The sequence below is a fragment of the Candidatus Chryseobacterium colombiense genome (assembly GCA_029203185.1).
Taxonomy (GTDB): Bacteria; Bacteroidota; Bacteroidia; order Flavobacteriales; family Weeksellaceae; genus Chryseobacterium; species Chryseobacterium colombiense.
Window position 1 is genome coordinate 3,904,790 of sequence record CP119310.1, and the last position, 12,121, is coordinate 3,916,910.

The window sequence follows — 12,121 nt, forward strand, 5'->3', positions numbered from 1 at the left end:
TTATATATTGTATTTCGGTAATTTTAAGAAACTCTTTCGATTAAAGCCATATAGAAACCGTCATAGCCTTCACTTGGCATTACTTTTTCGTCTTTTACCATTTTGAAATTCGGGTTATTTTTAATGAATTCATCAACTTGTAGGTTGTTTTCAGAAGGCAAAATTGAGCATGTCGCATATACCATTTTTCCTCCTTTTTTTAGCATTTTAGAATAATCCTGAAGAATTTGCTGCTGCTCAACTTTAATTCTGTCAATAAAAGCCTGATCAATTTTCCACTTACTGTCCGGGTTTCTTTTTAAAACTCCAAGACCTGAACAAGGTGCATCGATCAACAATCTGTCTGCTTTTTCGTGCAGTCTTTTGATTACTTTATTGTCAGAAATCAAACGCGTTTCAATGTTGTGAGCTCCGGCTCTTTTTGCACGACGTTTCAGTTCAGCCAATTTCCATTCAAAAATATCCAAAGCAATGATCTGACCTTTATTCTGCATTAAAGCAGCTAAGTGAAGTGTTTTTCCCCCTGCACCTGCGCAGGCATCCACAACTCTTTGTCCTTCCTTTACATCAAGAAAATACCCGATTTTTTGTGAAGAAGCATCCTGAACCTCAAATAATCCTTCTTTGAAAGCTGTCGTAAGAAAAACATTCTTTTTTTCTTCAAGCTGAACAGCATCAGGATAATTTTTGATAGGATAGGAAACGATATTTTCATCAGAAAGATCTGAAATAAGTTCTTTGGTTGTTGTTCTCAGAGAATTTGCTCTTAGCACCGTAGGAGCCTGTTCATTTAAGGCAAGCATTTCTTTTTCCCATTTTGAGCCTAATTCCTTTTCTAAGGTTTCAGCCAACCAATCCGGAATGGAGTATTCTATTGCTTTTGTAGGAACGGTTCCTTTTTTAAGTTTTGTAAGAATATCAGCAATTTTGATCCCGTCGAATTCCTCAAATTTTTTATAGTTGGTTTTGCTCCAAAGAAGATAAGCAATGATCAATTTATAGATGTTATTGGGCTTTACCCCTTCACCCATATAATATTCCAGACGTTTTTTCCAACGAATGATATTATAGAAAATTTCAGAAACAACGGCTCTGTCCTGGCTTCCCCATTTTCTGTTGGCTTTTAAAAGCCTTTCGATTACTTTATCGGCATATTTATTTTTCTCGAAAAATGTTTCCTGTAAAGCATCGTGAATTCCGATTGCTAAGTTTCTGTGAATAAGTTCCATAAATTGGGTTCTGCTATTTTGAATCTGCAAAAATACGAAAAATTTAAATCTTATGGGGTTATAAATTATAAGTTATAAATTATGAGCTAGTTTCAGTCTTATTTCAAATGTGGTGAACTTATAACTTATAATTTTTAACTCCTAACTCAAAAATCCTACCTTTGCAAAAATTAAAAATATGAGTGATACTGTACTTTGTCCGAAATGCAGCTCGGAATTTACCTATGAACAGGATGGTTTGATGGTTTGCAGTCAGTGCTTCCACGAATGGGATCCTGCAGAAGCCGGAAATGAGGATAAAATTCTGGATATTAATGGTAATGAACTGCAAAACGGAGATTCAGTGATCGTGATGAAAGATCTTCCAGTGAAAGGAGCACCAAAACCGGTGAAAGCAGGAACGAAAGTAAAAAATATTCGTCTGAGACCAGACAGTGATCATAATATAGACTGTAAAATTGATGGTTTCGGAGCTATGGCTTTGAAATCAGAATTTGTAAAGAAGGCATAAAAAAAGGAAAGAATTGGATAGGGTAATCTTTCAAAGACTCATTGCAGGACTGCTAATTTTGTCTTAGGGGCAGAAAGAGAATTAACCAAAAATTTCCTTATGCTGTGGAAATACAAATGTAAGAAAAGTTTAAATTCAATTCTTATGTTTGTATTTTTTTTATTAAAATTTTAACAGTATAAGTGTAAGATAACGTGAAGGTTGTGTAAAGAAATTTCATCTTATATAAAAGAAATATTGACAGAATCACTTAATCTTTCATCCGTGTACAGGATAATTTCTTTGTTTTTTGCCTTTACCTTATTCCAGTAGTAATTTCCGGCAAATCTGCTTTCTAAAACTTCTGCTTCCATACCATTTTCAGAAATACTGATTTCTTTCGGATAGTAAGAAAATTTCTTCAGATTGAAATCTGCAACTTCGGTTTCGTCAAAAATATTAACCTCTCCAAAAAGTTTGGCAACATAAGGATTGTAAGGACTTCTAAAAGTCTCTTTAGGATTATCATTCTGAATTAATCTTCCGTTTTGGAGCACAATAATCTGATCCAGCCAGGGAATAATATCCTGTAGCTCATGCGTAGAAATAATCAGGGAAATTTTATTATGTTTTACATAAGAAAAAAGCTTTTCGCGAAGTTCGATTTTCCTGGGAAAATCCAGATTACTGAAAGGCTCATCTAAAATCAGCAGTTTGGGTAAGACTGAAAGAGCTCTTGCGATGGCAACTCTTTGTTGCTGTCCTCCACTTAAATATTTGGGTAAAACATTCGCATATTCCGAAAGTCCGACTACTTCGAGAAGTTCTGTGACCGTTTTTTTTTTCTGGACTAAATTAATGTTTGAAATAAATTTTCCTACATTTTCTGCAACTGTCGCGTAAGGCATCAGATCGAAACTCTGGGCAACAAATTTCATGTTGGCTTCTCCGGGAACGAGGTTTCCTTTTGGGCCCAAAAGCTTTTCTCCATCAAAAATAATCTCTCCACTTTCCCAATCCAAAAGACCATACATCAAGCTTAATAAAGTTGATTTTCCGCATCCGCTTTCTCCTGCTAACGCGATTATTTTTCCTGCTTCAAACCGTAGATTAAGGTTCTGAAACAGAGGCTTTTCTTTTGAATATGAGAAATGTAAACTGTTTATTTCTAATAGCATAATACAAATGTAATGAAATGATATGTTTTAAGGAGCAAAGTTTTTTTATTATATTAGCTGTAGTAAAGAAAATTTATGAAAATGAAAAAAAAGCTATTTTTATGGACAATTCCCGCTTTTATAATCGCTGCAGTTACAATTTCTTGTAATAAAGAAAAGCCGTTGACAAGTGAAAGCAATGAAATTACTACCACTAAAGATGGTCATCAGTTTATCCTGGATACGTTGAATAGCAGAGTAGAATGGAAAGGATATAAAATTTTAAAATCTGAAAATACAAGTCATTTCGGAACGATAAAATTTGAAAGCGGCGATGTTACGATAAAAGATGAAAAGCTTGAAAGCGGAAAATTTGTAGCGGATATGAATTCTTTAACGTCCGTAGATTTGAAAGACGATGCGGATCAGTTGGGAAAATTGAACGGACATCTCAAAAGCGGCGATTTTTTTGAAGTTGAAAAATTTCCTACCGCTTCTTATGAAATTACAAAGATTACTCCTTTAGCAGAAGGAGATTATAATACTCTTTTGGATGGTAATTTAACCATTAAAGGAATTACAAAGCCTATTGCTTTTAAAGCAAATGTATCCGTGAAAGACGGAGTAGTGAGTATAGCCACTGAGCCTAAAGATATACAGCAAGAGGAATTTGGTGTAAAGTTTCAGGCCCCTGCTGAAAACGGGGTAATTAAAGATGAGGTAACACTACAGATTAATGTAAAAGCTTTAGAAAAAAAATAATTTTTTTATTTAAGTAAAATAAGTGATTGTAATCTGCCTCTTACAGAGGCAGATTTTTTTTAACAGTTTAAGGAAAAATATTCCGCTGAAAAATCGTATTTTTGCAAAACATTTTGAAAGGGTAAAACAATGATAGAAAAGATAGAAGAATTACTAGTTGAAGTAAACAGCTTCAGTACCACATCAAAAGAAGAAATTGAAAATTTCCGAATCAAGTATAACGGTAAAAAAGGAATTCTGAACGATTTTTTTGAAAAATTCAAAGAAGTTCCGAACGACCAGAAAAAAGAATTCGGACAGAAAATCAATACTTTAAAACAGGCTGTGAATGTAAAGTTGGAGGATTTAAAAAATGCTTCAGCATCCTCTATTATTGTTGAGAAAGAAGATTTAACAAGACCGGCTTTCCCGTTGGATCTGGGTTCAAGACATCCGATCAATTTGGTAAAGAACAGAATTATTGAAATCTTTAAATCGATCGGTTTTGCTGTAGCAGACGGACCCGAAATTGAAGATGACTGGCATAACTTTACGGCCTTGAATCTTCCGGAATACCATCCGGCAAGAGATATGCAGGATACTTTCTTCATCGAGCAGAATCCGGATATTTTATTGAGAACGCATACGTCTTCGGTACAGATCCGTTATATGGAAGAAAATCAGCCGCCGATCAGGATTTTATCTCCGGGAAGAGTATTCAGAAATGAAGCGGTATCTTCACGTTCGCACTGTATTTTCCATCAGATCGAAGGTTTATATATTGATGAGAATGTAAGTTTTGCTGATTTAAAGCAGACCATTCAGTTCTTTACAACCGAACTTTTCGGAAAATCTAAGATCAGACTGAGACCTTCTTATTTCCCATTCACAGAGCCGAGTGCTGAAATTGATGTGTATTGGGGACTGAATTCGGAAACGGACTACAGAATTACAAAAGGAACAGGCTGGCTGGAAATTATGGGTTGCGGAATGGTAGATCCTGCCGTATTGAAAAATGTAAACATTGATGCAGATAAATATTCGGGATACGCATTCGGAATGGGAATTGAAAGAATCGTAATGCTTCTTTACCAAATGAGCGACATCAGAATGTTCTTTGAAAATGATATCAGAACGTTAGAGCAGTTTAAAACATTATAAAAAAATTAAACTTCAATAAATAAAATCCTGTAAAAAATTAATTTACAGGATTTTTTATTATTTTTATTTTATAAAAACAGTGGGAAAAAATGCTCGTAGAACCGTTAAATTCTAAATCAAGAAAAACAATTCATTATGCGCTTATTATATGTATTTTATTAATACAGCTCTTAATAGCAGGATATTTTTATAATGAATTTATTCATAAGAAAAATTTGGCCTTTATTGAAAACCAGTTAAAAGAGGTCCGTGTATTAGAAGGATTAACCGATAATTCAAGGAAAGAACTTTTGAATGCACAGGATTATCTTCAAAAATATGTAACCAGTAATGACAGTACTTTTTTAAATTCTTACCTTATATCACTAGGTAAGCTTGGGAAAAATCTGGATAGCATTGGTTATTATGAAAATAAGTATGTAAAATTAAAAAATACATTAGCATTTCAGAAAAAGGATTCATTAGAGATTAAAAAATTAAAGGTGCTGATTGATTCTACCTATAATTTTTCGACTAAATCTAATCTTAAACCCAATAATTCGTTTAAAATACAGAAATATACTCCGGAATATCATTTTGATAAATTTGATTTAGAAACCAAAACCTATACGGACACTGTAAAAAAGAAAGGATTGTTTGGAAGGTTGGGAGATGCTATTTCGGGTAAAGAAACAGTTCGTAAAGACAGTACTGTGGTGACCATGAAACAGAGGAAAGTTCCGGTTTCTTCATTGATGAAATCTGAAGTTGACAGTATCATGAATGTAGTGAACAATCATTATTCCAGAGAAGTTAAAAGAATTCAGACGAATGTGACCGACAGGAAGACTGACCGTGATAAAATTTATAAAATGTTCAGCAATCTTCTGATGTATAATAATGGACTGATGAATATTTATGAATCTGCGATTAAAGAGTCCAAATCGAGCCTCGAGAAGGAGTATGAAAAACAGAATTCAAAAAATAATCAGGTTAGAAAATATCTGATATTCGGAGCAATGATTCTGATGTTTATTGTTTCAATTTTAATCATGTTATTAACAAGAATCGCATTTATATACGAACGAAAGCTGAATGAAGCTAATCAACAGATAAAGGAAAACCTGAATTTTAAAAACAGAATTTTAGGCATGCTGAGTCACGAGTTGCGATCTCCGTTAAAAATAATTGACCTTTTCATTGGCAGAATTAATAAGAAAACAGATGACAAGAATATCAAAGAATATCTTAAATCGATAAGCTTTACCAACAATACATTGCTTATTCAGGCCAATCAGATTTTAGAGTATACCAAAAACCAGGCAGTGGAAAATAAGCTGAATCCGGTAGTTTTTAATCTTAAAAACGAAATTACATCCATTTTAAATGCCATTGAACCTTATATCGAAACGAGAAATAATAGGTTAATTATTGAAGAAAATATAAATCCGGATCTTGTTGTTTTTTCTGATCACCGAAAGATCAACCAGGTTTTTATGAATATTCTGGGGAATGCCAATAAATTTACGGAGAATGGAGAAATTAAAGTTACAATAGCGGTAGAACCTATCAATAAAGAAATAATTTCTTTGACTGCCAAAATAAAAGATTCCGGAAGTGGAATTTCCCCTTCTGATATTGAGAAAATTTTTGAACCCTATTATCAGGGAGTTTTATCTGAAGATGTTGAAAATTTGGGTGCCGGCCTGGGATTGAGTTTGTGTAAAGAAATTGTTGAATTGTACGACGGAAATATATCCGTCTCCAGCGAATTGGGAAAAGGCACGACAGTTGTTTTTACAGTTAATCTAAATCTTACTGCATGAACCCACCAGATATTACAGCCACCCGTTTTCTATTGGCAGACGACCACAGTCTGATAAGACAGGGGATTATTTTTTTGTTGGAAGATCTTGAATTGGAGCATGAAATATTTCAGGCTTCCAATCTGCAGCAACTTTTGGAGTCTGTTAAAATGAATCCCATAGATATTGCGATCATTGATGCACACTTTCCTGACGGGAATAGCCTTTCCCTTTTAGCGGAACTCAAAAAAATAAGACCGGAAATGAAAATCCTGATTTTTACAGGGATTGATGAGAGTACTTATTCGCTTAGATATCTGAATGAAGGTGCAGATGGTTTTTTGAGTAAAATGAATGAAGAGGAAGAAATAGAAAGGGCGATCCGTAAAATGCTGGACTCTGGAGAATACATTTCTCCGCTTACCCAGGCATTATTGAAGAATTCAATAAAAAACCCTCATCTGATCAACCCCTTATCTGTTTTAACAGAAAGAGAGCTGCAGATTGCCGAAATGTATGCTGAAGGTTTGGGAAATCTTGAAATTGCAGGGAAACTGGACGTTAAACAAAATACGGTAAGTACGGTTAAAAAAAGAATTTTTGACAAACTTAAAATTGAAAATCTGGTAGAACTTATAGCGCTGATAAAAAACAATCAGTAGACATTTGTAGATAAATATCTACGAGCTGTGCGAAATATATCTACATCGTTTGTACTGGTTTTATTTTGTGGTGTTGCTATCTTTGTATCAACATAAAGCAAGAAAAATTATATTGTTAAGAATGGGTATTTAATACTGATTTTTGATTTCCATAAACACAAATGATGAGAAAGAATCAGATTAATACACAAATGAAGAAAACAAAAGCCTCCGAAATTTTCGGAGGCTTTTGTTTTTAATTACTGACCTAAGAAACAAAACGTAATTAAAAACTCGATTTTATAAAAAATCACTTTGGTTATTAGCTTTTTATATTCTTTTTCTTTGTCCAGCTCTTCACACGATTATAATCTAAAAAGTAAGTAAGCTTCAGTGAAAAATTATTTACAGTAGGTTCACTAAAAAGCATATCGTAGTTTTTCGTCACATTTAATCTGGACATTTCAAGATAATTTGAAGTGGCGTTTCTGTAGAGTAAAGTCAGCTGGCTTCCCGGAGCAAACCACCATGAAAACCTTAGGTCAACATTCCATGCGTTGTAAGTTCCGTTTAAATTTTTATTAAAAAGATCGGTGTCTGCTAAATTTCCATCCTGATTTAAAGTGTAAAACTGTTTATAGGTAACATCCGAAAAATAATGTCTGAACGTTAAAGTAAGAGCCGTTTTTTCGTTAAAAGTATATTTAGAAGTCAGAGCATTTTCGTAGGTGTTTCTTTGTCTTCTCCCAATGAAGATATCGGTGTCGCTTTTCCCTGCAAAGCCTGTTTCATTATTACTGAAACTTGGGTTGAAGCTCCAGCGTATATTGAATTTATCTGAAAATCGGTACCGAAGGCCAAAATTAGTGAATATCTGATTTCTTCCTTTCTCGTCAAAAGCATAGTAATCAAACTCAAAATTATATTGCAATTTTTTTCTGCTGTCACTTTCAAACCAGACCCATGAATCAAAATATCCGGGAACTTTAAGGTGTCTTCCGAAGGTTCGGGGTTCATAAATATCATTCTGACCAAAAGGAGTAAACTCGATTCCGCCGCCAAAGCTTCTGAAGTTTTTGTCTGTAAAGCTATTGTTATGGTTAAAAACAAAATTTTGGAAAATGAAAGGTTCTAATCTGTGATAATAATTCAGATTAAAATTCAAATAAACATTATTGAATGTTTTCGTAGGCTGCAGAATTCTGTAACCGTACCAGGCATTATAGTTGGCGAAATTAGTTTTTGTTGAAAATCCAACATCATTGATATCCCAGTCTTTGGTCGTCAGATTTCCATTGAGGCTGAAACGGTGCTTTCCTGCAATTTTTTCCAGCCCGGCTTCTGCTTTTGTTCCGAATTTTGTCCCTTCATCCATTACCCAGCTTCCTTTAAGGCTTCCGAAGGTTTTATACGTATTTTTCTTGTTGTTGAGGTCCCAGAGAAGTCCCGTTGCATTGGCATCGCGAAAATTTCCGTCTCTTGTAACATTTGTATTGATTAATGACACAGAAGAATTTCCGTTAAATCTTTGATCAAAAACCAATACATTATAATTCGTCCATGGTTCTACCACTTCTTTTCTGGTTTCTCCGGTCTCATGATTAAAAATAGAAGCTTCCATTTTTTGAGTGACTCCATTGAAAAAACCGATTCCCAATCCTTTTTTTGTCCTTCCTGAAATTTTAAAGGCATTAAATAATTTTACTTTTGCAGGATATTCCGTGACTTCTTCATTTTCGTTAGTTACAGGATAACGCGACGGTTCTCCGCCCACTCTTCTGGAATAGAACATTCCTCCTTTGCTGAATAACTCCGTTCCTTCCGTAAAGAAAGTCCTCTGCTCGGAAAACTGCTGTTCGAAAGGGGTTAAATTTAAAATGGAATTATCAAAATTGGCCTGTCCGAAATCGGGAATCAAAGTCATATCGAAAGTGAAGGCATCATTGATCCCATATTTTACATCCATTCCACCGTTAAAACTTGAAGTGGTTTTACCGTCAAAACTATTGACATAAGTTGAAAAGTAAGGGGTAAAAGACAATCGGGTAGGAGGATTAATGTTTTCAATGCCTTGTAAAACGCCGTCAAAAAGAGTGTAGGAGTTTTTGGCATTGTCTACAAAATTCCAGTCATAAGATGCTTTAATTCTCTGTATTCTTCGGAATATATTCATTCCCCATTCCTGAACATTGCTTTTAGGAAACCTTAATTCCGAATATGGAATTTTCATTTCAACAGCCCAACCTTTTTCATTGATTTTTGCACCGCTGTACCAAATCGAATTCCAGGTGTCATCTTCACCGTCAGTGGTGAGCTTCGCATCGAACTGAACTCCTGCTGCTGTAACCACAAATTCTAAGCTCTGCTGTTTGTCATTATATCCGTTCAGTGCCACACCAAAAAAATCGTCGTTGTTGATTCCATCTCTTTCAGTTAATTCCTTTGCAATTTTCTTGGGAGTGGGGTCGTACATTTGTGCTCCGAAATAGATACCGGTATCGTCATATAAAATTCTTACTTCGGTTTTTATTGAATCTGCCTGTGGCTTTCCGTTGTTAGGATTTCGTTCAATGAAGTTGGTAGCAATGGGAGCATTTTGCCATACCGCATCATCCAGAATACCATCTATTTTTGGAGAAGATGAGGTTTTTGTAATGAGTATTTTCTTTCTTATGATGGTTTCGTCTTCCTTTTTCTGCGAATACATAAAGCAGGAAAGTAATAATAAGATGAAAAATAATTTGGTGTTCATGATGTTCTTAGGCTTATACATTCATGACAATCGATATTTAAAATGTATTACATGTGGCTATAATAAAAATAAATTTTTCATCTTTCCAATTACGGGAAATATCGGTCAGTAAAGGTTAAAATGGTTTCGGCTGCCCTTTGGGCAGCCGAAACCGGTTTTATATAAAACTAACTTTATCTTAATTTGCGAACTTTAAAGGATATTTGACATTTTTAAAATCATCAATACTTGCTTTTAGAGAACCTACCGCTAATTCTGCTTTCAACAACATTGGGATATGGTTATAGTCGTTAGAAACCCACATCGTAACCCCTTCTTTCTCTTTAAAAACTCTACCGCTTTTTACAGATGGAATAATTTTCAAACAATTAATGGTTCCGAATTTTGTCTTTAAATTTTCCGTACCAACTACTTTCAGTTGAAAAGGAAACATTTCATCGTCAATCCATACATTCATATTGATGATAGTTCCTGTTTTCAATTCAGCAGGAGTTTTACTTCTTAAATAATAAAAACAAGAAAGCATATCCTGAACTCCTTTTACTGATTTTATCACTTTAGAGCCATTTGCAGGTGTTTTTTTATCGGTTAAAATCAAAGTATTATTATCATGATTGAAACTAGTCTCAAAATGCTGACGATAGCTTCCTTCCTTTACGTTTCTTACATAAAAACTGGGTAATCCTGTATGGATATTAATATAACTTTCGTATAAATCATCTACTTTGAAAAAAGCTCTTACTGCTCCGGTAGTCTGTCCGGTACCTTTTACATAAAGATGAGGTGCGCCTTTATAGTTGATGTTTTGGGTAGTAAGAGTTGCACTTCCTGCATTTAGAAACCCGTAATGAATTCTAAGCGTAATGGATTCACCGTTTGCAATATTGTCTATTTGCGCAAAGCTCAGACAGAATATATAGAGTGCAAAAAGGGTTAAGATTTTCTTCATAATTAGACACTTACAAAAAGGTTGCCAAATTTTGGCTCTGTTTTTCTTAATATTTGACAAATCTCAGTTTTTTATTTAGAATGAATTAAATATGCTTCGCATTAAAATTAGTAAATTTGCAGCTACAAGTATAATTAAATTATCTTATAATTATGATAACTACCGATATATTGATCATAGGAGCAGGACCAACGGGGCTTTTTGCTGTATTTGAAGCAGGATTATTAAAAATGAAGTGTCACATCATCGACGCACTTCCTCAGCCGGGAGGACAATTGGCAGAGCTTTATCCTAAAAAACCTATTTTCGATATTCCGGGGTATCCATCTGTAAATGCGGGTGAATTAGTAGATAATCTGATGGAGCAGATCAAACAGTTTCAGCCAGGTTTTACGTTGGGAGAAACAGCGGTTTCTTATACTAAAGTAGATGATGAGTGGTTTGAAGTGGTTACGAACAAGGGAACTGTTCACAGAGCGAAAGCTATTGCTATTGCAGGAGGATTGGGAACTTTCGAGCCTAGAAAGCCAACTATAGAAAATGTAGCTGATTACGAAGAAAAAGGTCTTGAGTATTTTGTAAAAGAACCTGAACATTTCAGAAATAAAAAAGTAGTCATTGCTGGTGGAGGAGATTCTGCACTTGACTGGAGCATTTTCCTATCTAATGTTGCGAGTGAAGTAACATTAATTCACAGAAGAAATGAGTTCCGTGGGGCTTTGGATTCTGTAGAAAAAGTTCAGGATTTAAAAAATCAGGGGAAAATTAAATTAATCACCCCAGCTGAAGTTACAGGAATTAAAGGGGATGGAAAAGTTGAAGCCATTACTGTTGCTGTAGACGGTCAGGAACCTTTCGATATTGAAACAGATTACTTTATCCCATTATTCGGGTTAACTCCAAAATTAGGGGAAATTGGAAACTGGGGATTGAATATAGAGAAAAATGCGATCGTTGTAAATAACGCTTTAGATTATCAGACAAATATCGATGGAATTTACGCAATCGGGGATATTAATACTTACCCTGGAAAACTGAAGTTAATTCTTTGCGGTTTCCATGAAGCAACTTTGATGTGTCAGAGTGTTTACAACAGGCTGAATCCGGGTAAAAAATTCGTATTGAAATATACAACAGTGAGTGGAGTAGACGGTTTCGACGGAAGCAGAAAAGAAGCTGAGAAGGCAGTTGTGAAAAAAATTGATTAGTTTTGCAAA

General features: G+C 34.6%; 10 protein-coding genes. 6 read left to right on the top strand and 4 right to left on the bottom strand.

Annotation, left to right across the window (positions count from 1 at the left end; all coding sequences use genetic code 11):
• Window positions 1-23 precede the first annotated feature (23 nt).
• Window positions 24-1,229, bottom strand: coding sequence for a class I SAM-dependent methyltransferase (locus P0Y62_17805; GenBank protein WEK69658.1), 1,206 nt, complete (start codon window positions 1,227-1,229; stop codon window positions 24-26).
• A 178-nt stretch (window positions 1,230-1,407) separates the two neighbouring features.
• Here P0Y62_17805 and P0Y62_17810 point away from each other — a divergent pair, with 178 nt between their 5' ends.
• The gene (locus P0Y62_17810; GenBank protein ID WEK69659.1) at window positions 1,408-1,740 is read left to right on the top strand and encodes a zinc ribbon domain-containing protein YjdM; all 333 of its coding nucleotides are present in this window, start codon (window positions 1,408-1,410) and stop codon (window positions 1,738-1,740) included.
• Window positions 1,741-1,961: 221 nt separating this feature from the next.
• Here the strand turns inward: P0Y62_17810 and P0Y62_17815 are convergent, their stop codons facing one another.
• Window positions 1,962-2,897 (bottom strand): ABC transporter ATP-binding protein, encoded by a 936-nt coding sequence (locus P0Y62_17815; GenBank protein WEK69660.1) that lies wholly within the window; start codon window positions 2,895-2,897, stop codon window positions 1,962-1,964.
• A gap of 81 nt (window positions 2,898-2,978) precedes the next feature.
• On the opposite strand from P0Y62_17815, the gene P0Y62_17820 reads away from it, so the two are divergent.
• From P0Y62_17820 to P0Y62_17835, 4 genes are all read left to right on the top strand, one after another.
• Window positions 2,979-3,638 (top strand): YceI family protein, encoded by a 660-nt coding sequence (locus P0Y62_17820; GenBank protein WEK69661.1) that lies wholly within the window; start codon window positions 2,979-2,981, stop codon window positions 3,636-3,638.
• A gap of 129 nt (window positions 3,639-3,767) precedes the next feature.
• On the top strand, window positions 3,768-4,778 hold the full coding sequence (gene pheS, locus P0Y62_17825) for a phenylalanine--tRNA ligase subunit alpha (protein WEK69662.1): 1,011 nt from the start codon (window positions 3,768-3,770) through the stop codon (window positions 4,776-4,778).
• 89 nt (window positions 4,779-4,867) lie between these two features.
• Window positions 4,868-6,583, top strand: a complete 1,716-nt coding sequence (locus tag P0Y62_17830) for a HAMP domain-containing sensor histidine kinase (GenBank protein WEK69663.1) — start codon at window positions 4,868-4,870, stop codon at window positions 6,581-6,583.
• Window positions 6,580-7,224, top strand: coding sequence for a response regulator transcription factor (locus P0Y62_17835; GenBank protein ID WEK69664.1), 645 nt, complete (start codon window positions 6,580-6,582; stop codon window positions 7,222-7,224). The genes P0Y62_17830 and P0Y62_17835 overlap by 4 nt, the downstream gene beginning before the upstream one ends.
• 301 nt (window positions 7,225-7,525) lie before the next feature.
• On the opposite strand, the gene P0Y62_17840 is transcribed toward P0Y62_17835, so the two are convergent.
• Both P0Y62_17840 and P0Y62_17845 read right to left on the bottom strand, forming a co-directional pair.
• A complete protein-coding gene (locus P0Y62_17840) occupies window positions 7,526-9,955 on the bottom strand; it encodes a DUF5916 domain-containing protein (GenBank protein WEK69665.1) in 2,430 nt (809 codons plus the stop codon).
• 178 nt (window positions 9,956-10,133) lie between these two features.
• Window positions 10,134-10,904, bottom strand: a complete 771-nt coding sequence (locus tag P0Y62_17845) for a DUF3108 domain-containing protein (GenBank protein ID WEK69666.1) — start codon at window positions 10,902-10,904, stop codon at window positions 10,134-10,136.
• Window positions 10,905-11,056: 152 nt separating this feature from the next.
• Here P0Y62_17845 and P0Y62_17850 point away from each other — a divergent pair, with 152 nt between their 5' ends.
• Window positions 11,057-12,112 (top strand): NAD(P)/FAD-dependent oxidoreductase, encoded by a 1,056-nt coding sequence (locus tag P0Y62_17850; GenBank protein ID WEK69667.1) that lies wholly within the window; start codon window positions 11,057-11,059, stop codon window positions 12,110-12,112.
• Window positions 12,113-12,121: the final 9 nt, after the last annotated feature.